At 68.2% G+C, this 21,420-nt stretch carries 18 protein-coding genes; 8 read left to right on the top strand and 10 right to left on the bottom strand.

Annotated features, from left to right (window positions below; translation table 11 throughout):
• The first annotated feature begins 9 nt into the window (after positions 1-9).
• From DEFCA_RS24210 to DEFCA_RS22280, 5 genes are all read left to right on the top strand, one after another.
• Positions 10-5,799, top strand: a complete 5,790-nt coding sequence (locus DEFCA_RS24210; protein ID WP_025323161.1) for an Ig-like domain-containing protein — start codon at positions 10-12, stop codon at positions 5,797-5,799.
• A gap of 225 nt (positions 5,800-6,024) precedes the next feature.
• Positions 6,025-6,726: a DUF72 domain-containing protein gene (locus DEFCA_RS0111465; RefSeq protein ID WP_245693469.1), complete on the top strand. Its 702-nt coding sequence runs from the start codon at positions 6,025-6,027 to the stop codon at positions 6,724-6,726.
• Between the two features lie 43 nt (positions 6,727-6,769).
• Positions 6,770-7,006, top strand: coding sequence for a DUF2281 domain-containing protein (locus DEFCA_RS24700; protein WP_407919189.1), 237 nt, complete (start codon positions 6,770-6,772; stop codon positions 7,004-7,006).
• Complete coding sequence (locus DEFCA_RS0111470) at positions 6,990-7,382, top strand: PIN domain-containing protein (protein WP_025323163.1); 393 nt, start codon at positions 6,990-6,992, stop codon at positions 7,380-7,382. Before DEFCA_RS24700 ends, DEFCA_RS0111470 begins: the two co-directional genes overlap by 17 nt.
• An 81-nt stretch (positions 7,383-7,463) precedes the next feature.
• Positions 7,464-7,631, top strand: coding sequence for a hypothetical protein (locus DEFCA_RS22280; protein ID WP_169709555.1), 168 nt, complete (start codon positions 7,464-7,466; stop codon positions 7,629-7,631).
• An 80-nt stretch (positions 7,632-7,711) separates the two neighbouring features.
• On the opposite strand, the gene DEFCA_RS0111480 is transcribed toward DEFCA_RS22280, so the two are convergent.
• From DEFCA_RS0111480 to DEFCA_RS0111495, 4 genes are all read right to left on the bottom strand, one after another.
• Positions 7,712-9,019 carry an ammonium transporter gene (locus tag DEFCA_RS0111480; RefSeq protein WP_025323164.1) on the bottom strand — a complete coding sequence of 436 codons (1,308 nt, stop codon included), beginning with the start codon at positions 9,017-9,019 and terminating at the stop codon, positions 7,712-7,714.
• Positions 9,020-9,047: 28 nt separating this feature from the next.
• Entirely contained in the window at positions 9,048-9,386 is a 339-nt protein-coding gene (locus tag DEFCA_RS0111485) for a P-II family nitrogen regulator (RefSeq protein ID WP_025323165.1), read from the bottom strand.
• Positions 9,387-9,597: 211 nt separating this feature from the next.
• A complete protein-coding gene (locus DEFCA_RS20730; RefSeq protein WP_025323166.1) occupies positions 9,598-10,008 on the bottom strand; it encodes a hypothetical protein in 411 nt (136 codons plus the stop codon).
• A gap of 93 nt (positions 10,009-10,101) precedes the next feature.
• Positions 10,102-10,515 carry a hypothetical protein gene (locus DEFCA_RS0111495; RefSeq protein ID WP_169709556.1) on the bottom strand — a complete coding sequence of 138 codons (414 nt, stop codon included), beginning with the start codon at positions 10,513-10,515 and terminating at the stop codon, positions 10,102-10,104.
• 407 nt (positions 10,516-10,922) lie between these two features.
• Between DEFCA_RS0111495 and DEFCA_RS0111500 the strand changes: the two genes are divergently transcribed.
• Positions 10,923-11,630: a Crp/Fnr family transcriptional regulator gene (locus DEFCA_RS0111500; RefSeq protein ID WP_025323168.1), complete on the top strand. Its 708-nt coding sequence runs from the start codon at positions 10,923-10,925 to the stop codon at positions 11,628-11,630.
• Between the two features lie 13 nt (positions 11,631-11,643).
• Here DEFCA_RS0111500 and DEFCA_RS0111505 read toward each other — a convergent pair whose 3' ends face one another.
• The 3 genes from DEFCA_RS0111505 to DEFCA_RS0111515 are packed head-to-tail and all read right to left on the bottom strand — an operon-like array spanning position 11,644 to position 13,197.
• Positions 11,644-11,928 carry a hypothetical protein gene (locus DEFCA_RS0111505; protein WP_169709557.1) on the bottom strand — a complete coding sequence of 95 codons (285 nt, stop codon included), beginning with the start codon at positions 11,926-11,928 and terminating at the stop codon, positions 11,644-11,646.
• A 12-nt stretch (positions 11,929-11,940) separates the two neighbouring features.
• Positions 11,941-12,636, bottom strand: a complete 696-nt coding sequence (locus DEFCA_RS20735; protein ID WP_025323170.1) for a glycine/sarcosine/betaine reductase selenoprotein B family protein — start codon at positions 12,634-12,636, stop codon at positions 11,941-11,943.
• A gap of 30 nt (positions 12,637-12,666) precedes the next feature.
• Positions 12,667-13,197, bottom strand: coding sequence for a carboxymuconolactone decarboxylase family protein (locus DEFCA_RS0111515; protein ID WP_025323171.1), 531 nt, complete (start codon positions 13,195-13,197; stop codon positions 12,667-12,669).
• A 311-nt stretch (positions 13,198-13,508) separates the two neighbouring features.
• On the opposite strand from DEFCA_RS0111515, the gene DEFCA_RS0111520 reads away from it, so the two are divergent.
• Together DEFCA_RS0111520 and DEFCA_RS23405 are read left to right on the top strand one after the other, a co-directional pair.
• Entirely contained in the window at positions 13,509-13,790 is a 282-nt protein-coding gene (locus DEFCA_RS0111520) for a DUF4398 domain-containing protein (protein WP_025323172.1), read from the top strand.
• Entirely contained in the window at positions 13,787-15,124 is a 1,338-nt protein-coding gene (locus tag DEFCA_RS23405; protein ID WP_025323173.1) for an OmpA family protein, read from the top strand. The genes DEFCA_RS0111520 and DEFCA_RS23405 overlap by 4 nt, the downstream gene beginning before the upstream one ends.
• A 131-nt stretch (positions 15,125-15,255) precedes the next feature.
• On the opposite strand, the gene DEFCA_RS0111530 is transcribed toward DEFCA_RS23405, so the two are convergent.
• The 3 genes from DEFCA_RS0111530 to DEFCA_RS0111540 all read right to left on the bottom strand — a co-directional run bounded on the left by DEFCA_RS0111530 (position 15,256) and on the right by DEFCA_RS0111540 (position 21,362).
• Positions 15,256-19,704, bottom strand: coding sequence for an efflux RND transporter permease subunit (locus DEFCA_RS0111530; RefSeq protein ID WP_025323174.1), 4,449 nt, complete (start codon positions 19,702-19,704; stop codon positions 15,256-15,258).
• A complete protein-coding gene (locus DEFCA_RS0111535; RefSeq protein WP_169709558.1) occupies positions 19,701-20,801 on the bottom strand; it encodes an efflux RND transporter periplasmic adaptor subunit in 1,101 nt (366 codons plus the stop codon). Before DEFCA_RS0111535 ends, DEFCA_RS0111530 begins: the two co-directional genes overlap by 4 nt.
• A gap of 120 nt (positions 20,802-20,921) precedes the next feature.
• Positions 20,922-21,362 carry a MarR family winged helix-turn-helix transcriptional regulator gene (locus tag DEFCA_RS0111540; protein WP_025323176.1) on the bottom strand — a complete coding sequence of 147 codons (441 nt, stop codon included), beginning with the start codon at positions 21,360-21,362 and terminating at the stop codon, positions 20,922-20,924.
• Positions 21,363-21,420: the final 58 nt, after the last annotated feature.

Consider the following 21,420-nt stretch of genomic DNA (forward strand, 5'->3'; position numbering starts at 1 on the left):
AGGACCGTCATGCGGTACCGGCGCGGGTTCACCCTGGTGGAACTGCTGGTCACGATGGCCGTGGCCCTGATCCTGATGGCGGGGCTGTACCAGTTCTTCGTGAGCCAGCAGCGCAGCTACTCCACCCAGGACGAGGTGCTCCGGCTGCAACAGGAGGCCCGGATGGCCGAGGACCTCATGGTCAAGGCCATCCAGCAGACCGGCGCGTTCGCGCCGTCGCTCGGGACCACGGTGTCGCTGCGGGGCCAGGTGATCCTGGCCGCCTCGGACCACTACCTGACGCTCCAGTACGACGACCCCTACCGTGACGCGGACAAAGGGGTGATCACCGCCCCTGAGATCGTGACCTACGCGGTGTCCAAGCCCTCGGGCTCGGCGACGGAGCGGGTGGGCGACGACCCCACGGTGGCCAAGGCCAGCCGGACCGTGCGGGTGTTCTTCGACGCGGACGGCGACGGCGAGGTGGAGGCCTCGGAGGCCTTCGACCTTGCGATTCCCCTCGCCCTTTCCGGGCCGCCGTACACGTTGTACCGGGTGACGCCGGACGACAACGGCACGCCGACGTTCGAGGCCGTGGCCGCCCGGGTCGAGAACCTGGTGCTGCGCTACTACGATCACAACGGCAACCCGCTGCCCCGCGACCCCACGACCGGGGCGGCCGTGGACCCGCCCTACGTGCTCGACGAAACCGAGCGGGCCCAGGTGCGAACGATCGAGATCGAGCTAACCCTGAGGACCCGCAACGACGATCCCCGTTACTCGGCCTCGTTCGTGTACCCGGCCGGCACGGTGGGCTCCTACGACACCTCGGGCGACCCCAGCTCCACCGACGTCACGGTCACCGACGGCTACCGCCGCCGCACCTTCACCACCCGGGTCTCCCCCCGCAACCTCTCGGCCAACACCTGCGGCCGGATCACAGTGAACGCCTCCCCTGCAAACCCCCAATGCCCGGCCTCTTCTACGGTAAAGGTCAACGTGGCAGATCAGTACGGCGACCCCGTAGCCGGCACCACGGTGACCTTGAGCCTGCCCTCCGGCTCCGGGGCATCCTTCATTAGCGGCGGGTCGGCCGTCTCGACCACGGCGACCACCGACACCAATGGTGACGTCTCGGCCACCGTGTACTACACCGGCACAGCCAGGGTGATCCCGGTGTCGGCGCAGGCCGTTGTGGACTGCCGGCCCAGCGGCCCCGCCAATTTCACTCTCATCGGGTCGGTACCCATCGAGTTCCAACCCGGCGACCCGGTGCGGGTGGAACTCACCGAGATCCCCCACGGCCCGGCCCACGCCACCTACCTGGACACCTCTGACGCCTCCTGCTCGGCGGCCGGATCGTTCACGTTCAAAGCCCAGGCCTACGATGCCTGCGACAACGAGGTAGACCCGCTCCCCGGGCTTTCTTTCCAGACCGCTGACGGCACCGGCTCGGCCTTCGGTTCGGTCAGTCCGTCCGCGTTCTCCTCAACCGGGGAGACCTTCACCGTGCAACTGCCCGCCTCCGGCCCGTACGGGGCTCCCCAAGACGCGAGCGGCTACTTCCACCAGTTCGTGCAAGCCGCCGGCACGCCTTCATGGCTCACCGGCGGCATCACAGCCACGGACGATCAGGGGCACACGCTGGGGTTTCCTTTCAGCGCGACCGTGCGTCCCTGGCCGCCGGCGAGCCTGGGCGCCCTCTCCGGGAACATCGCGGGCACCACCCATACCGACTGCCCGAGCCCGGCCGTGGCCGACACCTTTCGGGTGTACGACTGCTACCAGAACCCGATCTACTCCCTGGGCGGCGGGTACCAGGTGACCCCAACCCTCACCAACGACGCCTCGGGTCCCTCGGACCAGGGCTCGGTCTCGCCGACGTCCATCACCACGGCCGCGACCCCACCCGATTACGAGGTGACCTATACCCCACCAAACTGCACCCTGGGCCCCCAGGCGGGCAAGCAGGTGACTCCCCAGATTACCCTTACCCTGGAAAACGGAGGTACGCCCAAAGCCACCCTGGGCCCCACGAACCTGACGCTGGAGGCCTGCGTGGACTGCCAGCTCACAGCGAGCCCGGCCACCATGACCCAATGTTCCGGCTCCACCACCATTACGGTGTCGGGGTGCAACAAAGACGGTCAGCCGGTGCGGCTGACCGTTTCGAGCACCGGGGGCGATGCCTCGTTCAGCTCGTCTGGCATCGTGACCCAGACCACGGTGACACTGAGCGGGACTGCCCCCTCCACCGCCTCGGCCGACCTGTACCTGGGCAACGCCCAAAACGGCGACATCCTCACCGTGACCGCGGAGTATCTCGACCCCTCGACCGGCGACGTACTCGGCACCTGCGGGCCGGTGACGATCCCCGTCTCGAGCGCATGTGTGGACCTGAGGGTGTTCCCCGACAACACGTACACCACTGAGGTGGGCAACCTGCCGGGGCAGGTGAGCTGCATCTCCAATATCGACGCCCTGTACTTCGAGGTGGAGGACTGCCAGTGGCAGCCCCTCAGGCTCTACAAGGCTGTGCGGGTGTATGCATTGGCGGATACGAACGGGGACGGCAACGCCGACTACCTTGATCAAGAAGAGGTCGATCTCGATCCGTTCCCGGCCACTGCCACCCCCCCCCTGTACTTTCGCTCGGTCCTGGGGCTGCCCCTCCAGCCGAACCCCACGCCCACCGTGCTCGACGGAGTCCTCACCTACCCGTCAGGCAAAACCGTGCAGATCCTGGCCGCATACCGGGATCCCAACGATCCCGTGGGCGACGACTACTGGCGGAACCTGAACGCGCCAGTGCCGTCTTCGTTCTTGTCGAGCCTTTCGAGCGCGCTGAGGCAGTGCGAGAAGTACTTCACCCTAACGGTGCCCTTGCCCATCTGCTTCCCGAACGCGGTCACCTCTGGTGGCGGGGGCATCTGGCACGGGAACTTCAAGATCCATTGGGGAGACGTTGTGGTCCGAGGGGACGTGAAGCTGGCCCCCACCCCCAAGTTCCTCCTCAAAGAGTCCACCGCCCCCTTGAATGGAAGTCCATACACAGGCACCGGCAACCGAGACCGATTCTTCGACCTCTATGTGGGCAAGAACTACGATGGCTCAGGGGGGAACTACATCGAAAACAGCGGCGTCCCGGTCCCCAACAGCGATCCGTCCACGATCGACCGACCTTTCATCTCGGGGGGGGAAGGCGCATCTTTGGGGACGAGCTACGGAAACTACTTCCGGAACCTCTCTTACGAAAAGATCAGCGAGATGCTTCGGGAGCTCGATTACGACACCATGAAGACCCTGGCCCAGGACCGGGGGGTGTACTGGTACACGCTCCCCACAGGCCAGCTTCGCAACCCCGTCACCGGAGACGTGGTTGCCGATCTCGACACGCTCCTGGACATGCCCGGTCCGGGGCTTCCGGGCGCGTACCACGATGGAGAGTTCATCTTCGTCGACACCTTCGGAACAACAACGACGCCCCCCTCGACCACGGGGGTGGACATCGACAGCACGCCCTTGAGTTCGCTTCCGAGCTTTCAAATTAGGAACATCTACACCGAGGGGATCATCTACATCGCGGGCTCCCTAGACTTTAAAGGGGGAGGAGGGGGGTTCAACCTGAACGTCACGACCCCTCCGGAGTACGACACGCGCTACGACCACAACGACCCGGCGGCCACTTTCACGGCAGGGGACCTCCCCATCCGCCCCGATCCGGCCCAAACCCAGCAAGCCGTGACGCTGTCCTCCATCAACGTGAACGGCGGGATCTACTTGGACGGCGAGGCCCTTTTCTCTGGCAACCCATCGATCTTCGGCGCCATAACGGCCGAGCGGGGGTATCAAGGCAACGGGACCCCCGAGATCTGGTACAACTACACCCTGAACCAGAGCGGGGAGAACGAGTCCCTGTGCATCGCCTGCTGCACCCTCGAGATCTCACCGTCCGCCGTCCAAGTGCCTCTTGGGGGCGCCACCACCCTTGCGGCTGTTTCCGCGGCCGGCACGGTGCAATGGGTGAGCGAGAATCCCACCGTGGCGTCGGTGGACTCCTCGGGGATTGTCACGGCCAACGCCATCGGCGTGACCCGGGTCAAGGCCGTGGACACCAACAATTGCTTTGCCTGGGCAACGGTGGAGGTGACGGATCCGTGCACGCTCATGCGGATCAGCCCCCAGAACCCGTCGATCACAACGGGCGGAACCGAGTCGTTCAGCGTGGTGAACGCACCGGTCGGAGTGAGTATCGTGTGGGGATCCAGCGATCCCACCGTAGCCACAATCGATCCCGCCACGGGCCTGGCCACCGGGATCGGCGGCGGCACGACCGTCATTACCGCCCAGGACACGAGCGGAACCTGTCCCGATTGGACCGGCACCGTGGGCGGGTTCGCGGACGACGAGACCCTTCTGACCGTGAACTGCGGGCTCGCCATCTCGTCCGCACCCTCATCGGTGAACGTGGGCGACGACATCGTGCTCACCGCCACAGGCGGCTACGGCACGGTGACATGGACTCCGGACAATCCAACGTTGGTGACGCCGGGGTCGGCAACGGGCGACTCGGCCACGTTCACTGCGGATGCCGCCGGCACGGTGACGTTCACCGCCAAAGACTCGGCGGCGTGTGAAGACACAGTGAGCGTTGAGATCGTCTCCACGTGTCCGAGCCACACCGTGGCGACCACGATCCCCTCGGACGGTGCTTACTACGGGGTCTACACCCCAAACGGGAAAACTCTCACCTGGAGGGCGATCCCCGACGACAACGACGGATCTGCCGACTCGCTGGACAACATCGACCGGCTGGAGTTCGTCATCAAAGATCCAAGCGGCACGGTGATCCACACACAGACCGAAAGCCAGGACTGGTACTGTGGATTTGGCGGCAACGGCCCGTGCAACACCAAGGACGTGAGCACATGGGCGCAAGGAACCTACACGTTGGAAGTCACTGCTTACACTAAGGCATCTCACCCTTGCGGGGTGAGCACGGTCAGCGACTCGATCCAGATCAAAGTCGATAATAGCCCCATCGAGGTCGGACGGATCTCCGGCCTCACCGACTCCTGGCAAACCGTGACATTTAGCCGCCCGTTTTCGGATCCGGTGGTGGTGGCGAAGCCCCTGAGCCTCAACGACGGCGATCCAGCCACCGTGAGAATCCGAAACGTCACCTCCACCGGGTTCGAGATCCGCGTCGAGGAGTACGAGTATCAAGACGGAACCCACGGCGGGGAAACCGTGAGTTACCTGGTGGTGGCAAGGGGCCGCCACACCCTGCCGGACGGCACCGTGGTCGAAGCTGGTACCAGCTCGGCGCCCGGGGACGGCACTTGGACCTCAGTTTCGTTTGCTTCCGCGTTCCCTTCGACGCCCGTGGTGGCTACCTCGGTGATCACTGTGAATGAGGCCGACACCGTGGTCACCCGGAACAGGAACGTAGGCACTAGCGGTTTCGACGTCCGACTTCAGGAGGAGGAAGCGCTGCGCTACAACCATGCGGCCGAGACCGTGGCCTGGGTGGCGTGGGAACCCGGCTCCGGGACGGCCTGGGGCATCCGGTACGAGGTGGGCACCACGGGCGACTCGGTGACCGACGGCTTCACCACGGTGTCCTTCGCCACCTCGTTCACCGGCCCTCCCTTTCTCATCGCCGACATGCAGACCCAGGACGGAGGCGACACCGCGAACCTGAGGTACCAGAACCTCACGGCCACCTCATTCCAGGTGCAGGTGGACGAGGAAGAGTCCCAAAACCCCGAGACCAATCACATCACCGAGGTGGTGGGGTACATGGCCTTCGAGCCGTGAGCCGCTGCGGGCCGGTTCGACGCGCCCGGGCTCCCCGAGGGCCCGGGCGCTTTTCGTTCCCGGACCGGACTGGACGAACGACGCGGAGCCGTTAAACGTTTTCGGACTTCTGGTGCATGCCTTGCGAGACGGGATCCCCGTCTTCGGCGAGGCGAATGCAGGCTCCGAAAGGAACACGAGACACGAATGGGGAACCGGCCCGTTGTGGGATGCTCTGGCTTTCCCGTGGCCCGCGCCCGCTACTGGGAGCGGTTCCGGGCCGTGGAGGTGCAGCAGACCTTTTACCGCCCCCCACGGATCGCTACGTTGGAACGCTGGCGGGCCGAGGCGCCCGCCGAGGCCGTGTTCGCCCTCAAGGCCTGGCAGGTGGTGACCCACCCGGCCACGAGCCCCACGTACCGGCGGCTGGCACGGCCCGTGGCGCCGGACCGGCGGGACCGGTACGGGTTCTTTCAGCCCACCGAGGAGGTGGCCGGGGGGTGGAACGTGACCCGGGAGGCAGCCCTCGCCCTCGGCGCAGTCGCTGTGCTGTTCCAGTGCCCGGCCTCGTTCCGCCCCACCCCGGAGAACGTCGAGAACCTCCGGCGATTCTTCCGGGGCATCGGCCCCCAGCCGTTCCTCCTGGCCTGGGAGCCCCGGGGCCCCTGGCCCCGGGAGCTCGTGGGGGAACTTTGCCAGGACCTGGGGCTCGTCCACGCCGTGGACCCCTTTGGAGCCGACCCGACCACGCCCGACCCCGTCTATCTCCGGCTCCACGGCCGGGGCGGGTACCGGTACCGATACTCCGACGGGGAACTTCGGGAGCTCGCCACGCGCCTGCGCGGCCGCACGGGGTTCGTGTTCTTCAACAACGACCACATGTGGGAGGACGCCCGGCGGTTTCTCCAAGCGTCTGCCGGGGTTGCCGGAGGTGGGGGCCGAGGATAAGATGGCCTTGGATTGCGGCCCATCCTTCATCTTGGGGGTTCCGATGGGTGCAGTACGAAGGGAGATCGACCGCCTCCTGGAGGGGCTTCCGCCGGAGCAGCAGGAGGAAGTGTTGCGATTCGTCCGGCGGTTGACGACGGCGCGCCCCTCTCCGGGGTCCACCAGACCCTCGTTTTCCTGGGCCGGGGCATTGAAGGCGACGGACCGGGGGAAGACCTCGGTGGAACTGCAACACGAGGCCCTGGTTGTCCGGTTGGGAACGCATGGAACTCCTTCTTGACACCAACATCTTTCTAGAGGTGTTCCTGGACCAGGCTCATGCCGCGGACGCCCGACGCATTCTGACAACGGGGGACCACACCCGGTGGATGACCGACTTCTCCCTGCACTCGATCGGGGTGCTTCTGTTCCGCCGCAGCCTCCAGGGCGTGTTCGGGGAGTTCGTGAAAGACATCATCTCCCCGGGAGTCGTGCGGATCGTTTCTCTGCCGGAGGACCAGGTCCCGAACCTCTGCGCTGCTTCCCGGCGGTTCGGGTTGGATTTTGACGACGCCTACCAGTACGCTACAGCCCGCTGGCTCAACCTTTCGCTCGTGAGCTTCGATTCCGACTTCGATCGCACCAACCTGCCTCGGTTGGATCCTTCGCACATCTGAGAAAATGGATCTCGAGTTCACACCCTGACGCGCCGATCAGGAAGACCGGCGGCGTATCCCCATTTTGCACGCGAGGAGACCATGGCACGAGAGAGGAAGACGAAACCGTCGGAGGCCGGGGAGGCTTACGTGAAGAAGCTGAACTTCGCCCGCAAGATCCACGAGAAGCTCGACGACGGGGCCCTTTTGGCCCTGTGCGAGTACTACGGGGATGACGACGGAGAGGACTGCGAGAACGACGCCTGTTAGGAAACACCCTCCCCATTTGCGAGAACGGCCGCCTCGGAATCGGGGCGGCCGTTCTTCGCGTGAGACGGGGGGGGGAACGTTCACAGATCGTACCCGCGCTCCTCGTGCAGGGCCAGGTCGAGCCCCTGGACCTCGGCTTCCTCGTCCACCCGCAGGCCGCAGATGGCGTCGATCACCTTGAGGATCACGAAGGTCGCCACGGCGGTGTACGCGAACGTGGCCACCACGCCCACGGCCTGCACCCCCAGCTGCCCACCCACCGAGTCGATGCCCTGGGCGAACCCGAGGCCGCTGAACACCCCCAGGCTGGGGGACGCGAACACGCCGGCCAGCAGGGTCCCAAGCATGCCGCCCACGCCGTGCACCGGGAACACGTCGAGGGAGTCGTCGATCTGGAACCGCTGCTTCACGAGCATGGTGGCGTTGAAACAGATCAATCCCGCCAGAATTCCGATCACCAGCGCCCCCATCGGCCCCACGAACCCCGAGGCTGGGGTGATCGTGCCCAGCCCCGCCACCATGCCGGTCACCACGCCCAGGATGCTGGGCTTTCCGAACTTGCGCCACTCGCACACCATCCAGGTGAGCGCCCCGGCCGAGGCCGACATGTGGGTGGCCACCAGGGCCATGCCGGCGTTGGCGTTGGCCGCCAACGCGCTGCCCGCGTTGAACCCGTACCACCCCACCCAGAGCATGCCGGCGCCGGCCACGGTCAGGGTCATGTTGTGGGGCGGCATGGGGGTGTCGGGGAACCCCTTGCGGCGACCGATCACCAGGGCACAGACCAGCGCGGCCGCCCCGGCGGTGGCGTGGACCACGGTGCCCCCCGCAAAGTCCAGGAGCCCCATCTGGCCCAGCCAGCCTCCGCCCCACACCCAGTGGGTGATGGGGGCGTACACCACGGTCACCCACAGCACGGTGAACCACAGCACCGCCGAGAACTTGGTGCGCTCGGCGAACGCCCCGATCACCAGGCCCGGGGTGATGATGGCGAAGGTGAGCTGGAACATCGCGAACACGGTCTCCGGGATGGTCCCGCTCACGTTGTCGAGCCCCACCGAGGCGAACAGGACCTTGCCCAGCCCGCCGACCACGCCTCCCAGGTCCGGGCCGAACGCCAGGCTGTAGCCGTACACGAGCCACAGCACCGAGACCACGCCGCTGATCGCAAAGCACTGCATGAGCACGGACAGGACGTTCTTGCTGCGAACCAGCCCCCCGTAGAACAGGGCCAGCCCCGGCAGGGTCATGAACAGGACCAGAGCGGTCGAGACCAGGATCCAGGCCGTGTCGCCCGTATCGGTTCCCTGGGCCGCCCAGGCCGGGGCGGCGGCGAGAACCAGGAGCAGGGCCGAAGCCAACGCGCGAATGTGCCGTCGAAAAACCATGGGAACCACTCCTCCCTCGGGGACAGGACTACAGGGCCTCGGGGCCGGACTCGCCGGTCCGGATCCGCACCACCTCTTCCAGGTTGGTCACGAAGATCTTTCCGTCGCCGATCTTGCCCGTGCGGGCGGCCCGGGTGATGGCGTCGATGACCCGGGGCACGAGCTCGGCGTCCACGGCGATGTCCAGGCGGACCTTGGGCACGAAGTCCACCACGTATTCGGCTCCCCGGTAGTGCTCCTTGTGCCCCTTCTGCCGGCCGTACCCCTTGACCTCGGTCACGGTGAGCCCCTTCACGCCGATGTCGGACAGGGCTTCGCGCACGTCGTCGAGCTTGAACGGCTTGATCACGGCGATGACGAGTTTCATGGCACCTCCTCTGGCAAGAAGTCACAAAGACGTCTCAGATCGGACATGTGGGCTACATTTTTGTCGTACATGTGCGCGCAACACCCCCCTTTCCCCACGGTGGGCCGAGGGGGGGGCGTTGTCTCTGCAGGGTACGTGCCAGGGGGGACGGACGGGGCGGGGCGTACCAAGCAGCGAGGCCCGGTGCTCAGCACCGGGCCTCTGGGATCCATCAGGCAGGGGCGTGGTTGCCGCCCCCTTCGGCGGCACGGGGCAGCGGTGCCCGGCCGGAAGGGGTCTCGGGGCGGGGGGAGGAATCCACCTCACTTGCGCTCTCCACCCGCCACTCCACACCCTGGGAGAACTCGGCCAGGCGGCGGATTACCTTGCGGGCCTCGCCCGGATGGAGGCCGATGGCCACCGCCACATCGGTAAAATACTCCGACTCGAGCCAGGCCCGAGCTTCCTGCCGGCGAGCCGGGTCGGCTGCCGGATCCGCGTAGGCGTCGCGTACGGCGTGCTCGATCACGGCGAGCCACAGCTTCTGTTCGGGGGACGGGTCGGGTACCTGCCTGCGCAAAAGGCGCATGGCCCATGTGGCTGCGCGCCGGGGATCCATGGTGCTCCGGGCCTCAGTGCTCACGGCTGTTCCTCCTTTGGGGACACAACATTGTATCATACTTCCCCTACATTAGAGGAGGATGAAACCGCGATGAGGAACTTCTGAAAACTTTTCTCAAGGGCGATTCTCCAAACCGCCGTCCCGAAGGGGAATCACGACCCGGTCCACCCGGCGATCCCCGACCTTCACCTCTGCCTCTCCCCGCAACTCCCGCCGACCGTTCCCGGCGGGGAGCGAGCCGCTCGCCACGAGCCGGTAGATCCCTGGGGGGAGTCGAACGGCGAACGATCCGTGATAGCCGCTGCGGGCTTGGGCCACGGGCCCGACCTCTTCCTGCCCCGGCCGGTACACCTGGATCCCCACCTCCTCGACCCCCATGCCACGGAACACGGTCTTCCCCGACACGGTGACCTTGCCGGATCCCGGAGACCCGCAGCCCACTGCAACCGCCAGCAGAAACCACCCCGCCCACCGGAACCATGCCGGACACGCCTCCCCTTGATTCCCGGTCCACCACACTAGGAACATCCCCCTTTCTAGGGAACCCCGGCCCTGGATACCGTCCCCCCCCACACCGCAACGAGCGCACCGCCAGGGGAAACGCCACCGTCCGTTATGGTACCACCCCTTGCGGCCCCCGGAAGCCTCTTCAGGTACCGCAAAGGCTCCGTCCTCGGCACCGGAACCGAGGCCGTCCCCCAACTCCGGCACCTCCGACAACGCAACGGCCGGGTGAGAAGGGAGGTGCAACCCAGCCGAGGGCACCGAAACAAGCTTGTCGGGGGAGACGGAAGGGGGGAAGATCTTAGCCTCACACCCCCTTCGCCCGGGATGCAATGCCGAAGAGGCGGGGTCGTGCCCAGCGCGTGTGGGAATCCGGGAGGTTTTCAAGCCTCCCAGCGTCCTAGCGGAAGCTACATGGAAGGAGACCCGTTATGACCGAACCCAGGTGCCTCTGCGAACGCCTCGCCGGTCCTGGGCTCCACCCCCGGTGCATCGGGCAGGTCTGGTTGTTCGAGGGACTCGACCCCGAGGCCCGGCAGATGGTGGCCCGCCACCTGGAGCGACGGCGCCTGGAGCCGGGTCAGGTGCTGTTTCGCCAGGGGGACCGGGCCGACACCATGTACCTTCTGAAAGCAGGGGCCGTGAAGCTGTGGAAGGTCACCGAGGACGGTCGGGTTCTCACCCTCGACATCCGGCACGCCGGCGACCTGCTGGGAGAGAGCGTGTTCCTGGAGGAGGAAGGGGAGTACCCCGTCTCGGCCACGTGCCTCGAGCCCATGTTCGTCTGCGGGGTGGCCAAGGACCGGTTCGAGCGGTTGGTGGAGGAGAACCCCCGGATCGGCCTGAGGGTGATCCGAAACCTGGCCCGGCGTATCGAGCAGTTGCGGAGCAAGCTGGAGGCCCTGTCGGAGCCCATGCTGGAGGAGCGGATGTACCGGGTTCTCGTGAACGTGGCCCGGGAGGTGGGAACGCGGGGGAAAGGGGGTTGGGTGATCCCTTTCCCCCTCACCCACGAGGAGATCGCGTTTCTGGTGGGAGCCCATAGGGTCAGCGTGACCCGTGCCCTGGCCCGGCTCCGGTCCGCAGGCCGGGTTCGGGCCGAGGGCAGGAATCTGTTCGTGGCCGAGGGGCCCCCGTGAGGGAGGAACGGGCTCAATCCTTCCCCGCGAGGCCGGGACCGGGACGATAGGGCTCATCGAACTCCCGGACCATCCCGCCCTCCGACGCGGTCTCCAACAGCTCCAACGCGGCCCGTACCACCGCGGCCTGCCGCTCCCGGTCGCCGGGCGCACCCAGGGGCCGCCCCACCGGGTTCGGCGTCAGGAGAACCCGCGGCAGCTGCATCTCCCGGGCCACCTTCTCGAACGCCTTCACGTACACGGCCACGGTGGGGATGCCAGCCTCTTCCAGGGTGCGGGCGACGTGTCCCACGGACACGTGGCACACCGGTCAGACCGGCACCAGAAGCACCGCGGCCACCCCCTCGTCCCGGAGGAGCCCGGCCCACCGGGGAGCATGGTCTCTTAGCAGGCGGAGCTGGGAGCAGGCACCCACGAACGAGTAGAAGGTTCCGGCCCGTCGCCCGATCGCGCCCTCGGCCTCCAGCTCCCGCAGCCGGTCCACCGGGAACACCACGTTGGGGTCGGCCTGGGCGGCCCGCACGTCGTAGCCGCCGTGGCGCACCCGCAGACGCTCGGCCGGCACGTCGGCCGGGATCCGGCTCAGCGTGGGCGGCGCCTTCAGAAACTCCTTGATCCGACGGCAGGCCTCCTCCTGGGTCATGCCCTTCACCCCGAACGGCTCGGGATCGTCGTCCTCGACGAAATGCCCGCTCGAGGTCAAGAGCCCCACCACGGATTCCCGCACGGGTTTCTCGAGGGGTGCGAACGGAGCGTCTTCGTACGTCCATCTCCCACCCCCCTCTCCTGCATAGGCCCGAGCCTGCCACTCCACGGCCAGCCGGACGAGACGTCCGGCATCGCCGTCGTCCACGGTGCGCCCCAGGTTCTCCAGGAGCTCCCGAAAGAACTCCGCGGCGTCCTCGTTGGACAGGTTTTTCAAAAACTTGAACGCCAGGTCGCTTCGGGAACCGTAGAAGAACGAGTTTTTGAACGCCTCGAAGGTCTCCGTCACAGGCTCGGGCATGGGGCTGCTCCTTTCGGGCCTCAAGGGCATTCAGAAGTCCACATCCACCTGGAGGGCGTCCAGGAACTTGTTGAACGCCACAAACACCTCCATCACCCCCAGGGCCTCCACGATCTCGGCGTCGGAGGCTCCCGCGGCACGGGCTGCCTCGAACAGGGCCTCGGGTATTCGATGGGGGTCGGTGTTGGCCTGCCGGGCCAAGCGGATCAACGCCTTCTCCCTGGGCGAGAACTCCGCTCCGTCCGGGTCGTCCAAGATGCGGGCCACCTCGTCCTCCGGGACGCCGACAGCCCGCAGGGCCGCGGTGTGGGCGGCCACGCAGTACGGGCAGGCGTTGTCCTTCGACACGAGCACGGCGATCGCCTCCTTGACCTTGCGCGACAGCACACCGCCCATCATGACGGCCTTGACCTTCTCCCAGTTCGCCCGGAGGAGCGCCGGGACATGGGCCTGGGTCCGAAACAGGTTCGGCACCATCCCGAACGTTTCTCGGATCTCGGCGAACACGGTATGAACATCGGGGGATGCGTCCGTAGGATCGATCGGCGGCACGCGGGGCATGGCAGCACCTCCTCTTACGGTCCGAGAAGAATCGACCAGGATGACCGGCTGCCAGACTACACCCCACGGGGAAGCAGGAATGTAGCCCCCGCTACCCTCCCCAAGCCTGCAAAGCCGGGAAACCCGATTAGGAGGACTCTGTGGGTTTCCGGCCGCCTCGACTTCCTTCCACTCCCGCAGATGGCGTTCGAGCCAACAGACACCGCGCCGTTTCTTGACCCTTTCGAAAAGCCCGCTAGGTTCTTCCCGGTCGGAGATGAGTGGCCGGGACGTTTGCGCACTGCCTGCAAAAAGGGGAAGGAGGAGGTCTCATGGGATGGAAACCTTACGTGGCCGTTGCAGCGGCCCTGGTGCTGCTGGGCGGGTGCTCCACCCTGAACACCTTGGAGCAGGCCCACACAACCCTGGAGCGGGCTAAGGAGGCCGGAGCCGAGGTCAAGGCTCCTTACGCATTCCACAAAGCCCAGTCCTTCTTGGAGATGGCCGAGCACGAGAAGGACGAGTTCGACTGGCGGGCGGCATCCGAATGGGCAAAGGTGGCCCTGGACAGCGCTCGTCAAGCCCTGGACGGGGCGAAGGGAGGGTCGAAATGAGACGCCGCTGGACCTTCTGGATTCCTACCCTTCTGGTCCTCGTGACGGCATACGGGTGCGGGGCGGTTCGCCCTTTGACCAAGGCGGACGCGGACCGGGCTCGAGCCATCCAGGCCCGGATCGAGGAGGCCCGCCAGATGGGGGCCGAGGAGTGCGCTCCTCGGGAACTGGCCGAAGCCGAGGCACGGGTCGAGTACGCGCGGCACGAGGCCCGCGAGTTCCACGATCGGGCCAAGGTGGACGCGTTGTTCGAGTCGGCCCGGAACGCGGCTGACGAGCTTCTGGGCAAGACACGCCGGTGCGTGGCAGCCCGCAAACCTCCGCCGCCCCCGCCCGATAGCGACCGGGACGGAGTGCCCGATGCCCAAGACCGCTGCCCGGGCACACCCCGGAACGTGACCGTGGACGCCCGGGGGTGTCCACCTGACACGGACGGGGACGGCGTGGCCGATTACCTGGACCGATGCCCCGGTACTCCCCGCAACGTGGCCGTGGACGCCAAAGGGTGCCCCACCGACTCCGACGGCGACGGCGTGGCCGATTATCAGGATCAGTGCCCCGGCACGCTCCCAAATGTGCCGGTGGATGCCCGTGGGTGCCCGCCCGACTCCGACGCAGACGGGGTGGCCGACCACGAGGACCGTTGCCCCGGCACACCCCGAGGCGCGCCCGTGGACCGTGCGGGTTGTCTCAAGGACTCGGACGGCGACGGCCTGGCGGACTGGGACGAGACCCAGAAGTACGCCACCAACCCCAACGATCCGGACTCGGACGACGACGGGCTCCGGGACGGCGACGAGGTGCGACGCTACCAAACCGATCCCAACGACCCGGACACCGACGGGGACGGCCTCACCGATGGCAGCGAGGTGACCGAGCACCGCACCGACCCCAAGAGGGCCGACACGGACGGGGGCTCGGTGCCAGACGGCGTGGAGGTGAGGGTGGCCGGCACGAATCCCCTGGACCCGGCCGACGACGTGAAGGAGGTCAAGACCGTCGAGCTCAACATCCAGTTCGACTTCGACTCGGCAGAGATCCGCCGGGCCGATCACGCCCAACTGGAGGAGGTCGCCCGGTTCCTGAAGGAGAACCCGGGGTTGACGCTCACGGTCCAGGGACACACCGACAACGTGGGGGCACCCGAGTACAATCGGCGGCTGTCCCTTCGCCGGGCCCAGGCCGTGGTGCGGTTCCTGAACGAGCGCTACGGGATCCCCCTGGACCGCATGGAGGCCGAGGGGTACGGTGCCACGCGGCCCATCGCATCGAACGAAACAGAGGAGGGACGGGCCAAGAACCGAAGGGTGTATGCCGTTCTCAAGGCGGAGTAACCCTCCGGTTCGCATCCATGGAGCCACGCGGCGCTCGAGCCTCCCGCCGGGGCCCCCGGCCACGTCCACAAGGCTATGGCTGATGCAAAAGACTGGGTACCGGGGGGCAGGCGGTCCCGACGGGAGGCCGCTCAGGGCCGAGGGGGCTCCGGAGCACCGAGGCTACCCCCGGCCAGGGCCACCTGGAGCCGGGCGATCTCCGCCTCTCTGCGTGCCTGCCGAAGGAGGGCCCGGGCCTCGAGCAGGGCCGCCTCGGCGTCCAGCACGTCGTTGATCACCCCTTTGCCCGCGCGGTACTTGAGCTTCTCGACCCGCAGCGCCTCCTCGGCCTCCCTCACCTCGGTGCGGACGGCCTCGATCCGGGCCCGGGCTCCTTCCAGAAGGGCCCGGGCCTGCGTCTCCTCCCGCCGTGCCTGGAGGAGCAACTTCTCCCGCTCGGCGCGGGCCTCCACGGCCCGGGCCCGGCTCTGCCGGATGCGGCTCCTGCGAAGCCCCCCGTCGAGCCAGGGGAATGTGATCCGAAGGCCCACGACCGCGTCGTCCTCCCACGGACCGTCTGCGCCCCCGGGGGTCAGGGGGGTGGGATCCGGGGCCCCGTACAGGGCATAGGAGGCCTGGACCTCCACGCGGGGGTAGAGCCGTTTCCGGGCCGCCTCGGCTTCGGCCTCGGCAGCCCGGGCCTCGGCCTCGGCGGCACGCAGGTCGGGCCGGTCCGGTTTCGGCCCTACGGGTGGGGGCGCCCCCACCTCCCGCGGATCTTCGTGGGCCAGCGGGGGAATCTCCGCGCCCTGCCACCCCATGGCCTCCCCCAGGGCGGCCATCAGGGCCTTGCGCTGGGCCTCCAGGTCGGCGATGCGGCTTTGCACCCGGGCGAGCCGTACCCGCACCTTCAGCGCGTCGATCCGGGGGGCCTTGCCGTGGGCCACGAGCCTCCGGGTGGTCTGCTCCAGGGCCGTCAGGCTCTTCTCCGTGGCCCGGGCGGCCTCCAGGACCTCATCGGTGGCGAGGACCCCAAGGAACGCCTGGGACACGCGGAAGATCACCTCCTGCCGAACCCGTGACTCCAGATCGGCGCCAGCCTCCTTCCGGGCCAGGGCCGCCCGCACCCGGGAGCGGGTCTCGCCGAAGTCCCAGATCAGGGCCCGGGCGAACAGGCCGGCATCTGCCCGCCACCGGTCCGAGCGCTGGACATCTCCGGTGGCTCCGGGGAGCAAGACGTGCTCCTCCTGGGTCCACGCGAGCCCCCCGACGAGATCCACCCGAGGACGCAAGGGGGCGGCCGTCTCCTCCACGCCCGCCGCCCGCCGGTCCACCCGGGCCCGGGCCGCGTGGAGGCTCGGGTTGTGGGCCAGGGCAAAGGCCACGGCAGCCTCCAGGGTCAGGGGGCCGGGGGAAGGTTCTTCGGCACGCGGCGCGGCCGGCAGGACCAGCAAGGCCACGACCGCGGCGGCCGCGGCCGCCGTTCGGCGACGCGCGGACACCCGCCGCACGCCCGTGGCCAGGGAGTCGAGCACCGAGTAGATCACGGGCACGGCCACGGTGGTGACCACCGTGCCCACCAGGAGCCCCGCGCCCGCGGCGATGCCCAGGGGGCTCATGCGCTCCAGCCCCACGGCCATCTCGAAGATGAGGGGGGTGAAGCCGATGACGGTGGATCCCGCGGTCATCAGGATCGGCCGCAGCCGCAGCCGCACCGACTCCACGATCGCCTCGTCCTTGGGGACCCCCTTCCTGCGGGCCTCGAGCACGAAGTCCAGGAGCAGGATCGCGTTGTTCACGATGGTGCCCCCGAGCAGGATGATCCCCATGAATGCGGGCTTGCAGAAGGGCTTGTCGAACAGCAGGAGACCCCACATGGCCCCGGCCACGGCCAGGGGGATCGCGGTCATGATCGTCACCGGGTGGCCGAACGACCGGAACATGGCCAGGAGCAGGATGTAGAGGAGCACGATCCCGACCACGAGGGCCCGCCCCATCTCGGCCTGGCTCTCCCCCATGTCCCGCACGGTGCCGGCCACCGTGAGCGTGTAGCCGGCGGGAAGCTTCAGATCCGCGAGGCGGCGCCGGGCCGCCGCGGTCACCTGGCCGATGGTGAGGCCGGTGTTGCCCGCCGTGATGTCGATGGTGGGCACGAGGTTCTCCCGGGTGATGAACGGCTGGATCCGGGACGACCCGGTGGTGGCCAGCGTGCGCAGGGGCACCAGGCCCTTGGCCGTGGGGATCATGGCCTCGGCCAGATGGGCCGGGTCGGCCACCTGGTCGGCCCGGTACCGGACCCGGATGGGAATGTCCAGGTAGTCCGACAGCCGCAGCCGGGTGGCCGGGATCCCTTGCACGGCGGCCCGGAGGTTGCGGGCCACGTCCTCGGGGGAGGTGCCGTACAGGCGCGCCAGGGCCGGGTCCACATGCACCCGGGTCTCGGGCTTGTCCAGGTACCAGCTTCGGCGCAGATCGACCAGGCCGGGGGTTCCCCGCAGCCGGGCGATCACCCGGTCGGCCAGGCGGTCGAGCACCCGGGGGTCCGGGCCGGAGAGAATCAGGTCGAAGGGGGCCTTGGTCGTGGACACGGGCGTGGCGCCGTACTCCGAAACCCGGAAGGTGCGCACCCCCGGGATCGTCCGCAGGGCGTCCCGCCACCGGCTCTCGATCTGCCAGATCGTGTCGGAACGCCGGGTGCGGTCCACGAGGTGGACGGTGAGCCGGGCCGTCTGGGTGGTGGCCCCCCCGCCGCCGAAGCTCACGGCCCCCGGCTCCGACCCCACCACGGCGGACACGGCTTCCACCCCGGGCGTTTCGTAGATCATCCGCTCCACCCGCGCCAGGGTCCGCTCGACCTCCTCGGGGCGGGCGGAGGCCTCGGTGTCGAACTCCACGATGGCGATGCCGGTGTCCATGGGGGGCATCTCCTCGGCCCCCAGGAGGGGCTTGACCTGGGTCCGGGTGACCGCGAGGAACGCCATCATGAGCCCCAGAAAGAGCCAGCGGTGGCGCAGCCCCAGGCGCACGAGCCCCACGTACAGATCGGTCAGACGGTCCACGGCCCATCCGACGGGCGAGACGAGGCGCTCGATCCGGTTCTTGCTCCCGTGGGGCCGGGCCAGGAGCCGGGAGGCGACAATGGGCACCACGGTGAGCGAGATCAGGAGCGAGGCCACCAGGGTGGAGATGATCATGAGGTTCAAGGGGGCCATGATGCGGCCCGTGAACCCCTTGGTGAACAACACGGGCACCAGCACCACCACGGTGGTGAGCATGCCGGCCGTGATGGCCAGGGCCACCTCCCCGGTGCCCTCGATCGCGGCCCGCCGGGCGTCCGGAACCTCCATGGCCCCGTAGTGCCGGTACACGTTCTCGAGGACCACGATGGAGGCGTCCACCACCATGCCCACCGCGATGATGAGACCCGAGAGGGTCACCATGTTCAGCGTGTGGGGGCTGAACCACAGGACCACCAGGGAGGTCAGGAACGACAGGGGGATCGAGACGCTCACCACGGCGGCGGCCCGGAGATCCGCGAGGAACAGAAAGATCACCAGCACGGTGAGGGCCACGGCCTGCCACAGGGAGGTGCGCATGCCGTGGACATTGATGTCGATGATGGGCTGCTGGTCGTCCGTGACGGAGAAGGCGAGATCCGGGAACCTCCGCGCGATCTCGGGAAGGGCCGTTTTCGCGTTGCGGATCGCCTCCACGGTGTTCCCCCCGTCCGCCCGGAGCAGGTTGAGGGCGATGGCGGGTTTTCCGTTCCCGTGGTAGAAGCTGCGGGGGTCGGCTTCGTCGAGGGACACCCGGGCCACGTCGGCCAGGCGCACCTGACGGCCGTCCGGGGTGGAGGCCAGGGGGAGCTCCTCCAGGGCCCGGGCGTTGGGGAACTCCCCGGACACCCGGACCAGGTACTCTCCCTTGGCCCCGTACACCACGCCGGCGGGGCTCGAGACGTTCTGTTGCGCCAACCGGGCCAGCACCTGGCCCAGGGAGAGCCCCCGGGCCGAGAGGGCGTCCCGGTCCACCCGGACCACCACCTCGGGCTGGTGCCCGCCGAACACGTCCACATCGGCCACGCCCGGAACCCCGAGGAAGAAGTCCTTGAGGTCGTTTTCCGCCAGGAGCCGAACGTCGGCCAGGGTCTTGAGGCTGCCGGGCTTCGGGCGCACCGCCAGGGTGAGGATGGGGCGGTTGGCGTCGGTGATCCGGTAGATCCGGGGCTCACGCACATCAGCCGGCAGGTCCCCGCGCACCCGGGCCACGGCGTTTTGCACGTCCACCACGGCCTCGCCCACCGGCTTCTCGTAGACGAACTCGGCGTTGATCGAGGAGACCTCGTCCCGGGACGTGGACACGATGCGTTTCAGGCCGGACAGGGTGTTCAGCTCCTTTTCGAGAACCTGGGTGATCTTGTCGGCCACGTCGTCGGCCGAGGCTCCGGGCTCCACCGTGACCACCACCACCTGCGGGGGCACGGTGTCCGGAAACAGATCCGTGGGCGTGCGCCAGAAGGCGAAGGCCCCCAGGGCCACGACCACCAGCGACAGGGCGAGCACGGTGTAGGGGGTGCGAAGGGCAAACCGAGTCAGGTTCATCGCACCGCCTCCACGAGCTCCCCGGCGGCCAGGCGGTTCCACCCGAGGTAGGTGCTCACCACGACCTCGGTGCCCGGCTCGACGCCTTCGACCGCTGCGAGCCCCTCGCGGACGATCCGGGGCGTCACGGGGACCGGTCGGGTCCTCCCCCCGGCCACGGTGAACACCGCGGTTTTCCCGTCGGGCGTGCGCACGAGGGAGGCCTCGGGCACGAGCACGGCGTTCTCGAACCGCTGGAGCACGACCTCCAGGGGATGGAACGTGCCCGAGGCCAGGGGGGCCTCGCCGGGCGCGTAAGCCTCCATCGTGCACGTGCGGTCGGGGTTGAGGGACGGGTAGACGCGGTCGACCCGGAGCGTCAGGTCGAGATCCCCGATCCGCACGGTTGAGCCCCGGCCGACCCGGCCCAGGTCTCCCTGGGGCACGTCGAACGCCACCCGCCACCGGGACGTGTCCTCGACCCTCACCAGGGGGCGGCCGGGAACCCCCAGGTCGCCGGGGTCGCACAGCCTCCGGGCGACCACGCCCGGGAACGGGCTTCGGATCCGGGTGTAGGCGAGCCGGGCGCTCACCTCCCCGAGGCGCCGGCGCAGCGCCTCGACCTGCCCCTGGGCCGCGGCCAGGGCCTTTCGCGCGGCTTCGAGCCGTCCCAAGGCCTCGTTCAGCCGGTCGGCCGTGGCGTCGGCCGCGGCCTGCGCGATCGCCCCTTCCCGAGCCAGGGCCGTGTCCCGCTCCACCTCCCGCTGCCAGTAGGCGGCGGTCCTCTCGAGCGAGGCCGCGGTGGCGGCCTGGGCCTCGGCCTGGGCCTCGGCCTGCCGGATCTGGGCCTCCACCTCGGCCACCGCGTTGCGGAGTTCGTCGTCGTCCAGGACCACGAGAACCTGCCCCTTCCGGACCCGGTCCCCTTCGCGGACCTTCACCTCCAGAACCCTCGCGCCGATCTGGGCCGACAGCTCGGCGGCCTGCCAGGGGAGCACCCGGCCGAGAAACGCACGTCGGTCCTCGAGGGTGCCGATGGCGGCCCGGGCCACCCGAACGGGAGTGGGGCGCAGGGTCGGGGCCGGGGCAGCCGCCACCCGGGCCCTTTTGCTCTTCACGGCGAGAGCTCCGCCCGCCGCGAGGGGAACGAGCGTGAGAAGGAGGAAAAGCGTTCGACGCATGACAGACTCCTTGATTAGCAACACATTAATTGCCTAGCTAACTAATAGGACAAAAACTCATTCCTCGTTCCCGGCCAGGTTCTCCCGCACCCGCTCCAGGGTCTGGATCGTCCGCCGGATCTCCTCCTCCGGGATGCCCCGGTAGGCCCTTTCGAGCAGGGCCCGGGCGTGGGCCGACAGGTCGTCCCAAACGGCAAGGGCCTTGGGTGTCGGCGCCACCAGGTTCACCCGGCGGTCCTCCGGGGCGGGGCGGCGCTCCACCCAGCCGTCCCTCTCCATGCGGTCGATGAGCCGCACGGCCGAGGCCGGGGTGATGCCCAGGTGGGCGGCCAGCTCCGCCTGGGGCATGGGGCCGACCCCCACCAGATGGGCCAGGGCCATGAACTGGGCCCGGCTGATCCCGGAGCCGCCGAGCCGACGGTCCAGGGCGGCGGTAAAGGCCCGCAAGGTGAGGGAGCACTGAAATCCGAGGCTCTCCCGGGGGTTGAACAAGGGCATCGAAGGCTTCTCCGCACAGGGGTATAATTAGCATGCTAACGACATGCCGCCTCCTTGT

Source organism: Deferrisoma camini S3R1 (genome assembly GCF_000526155.1).
Taxonomy (GTDB): domain Bacteria; phylum Desulfobacterota; class Deferrisomatia; order Deferrisomatales; family Deferrisomataceae; genus Deferrisoma; species Deferrisoma camini.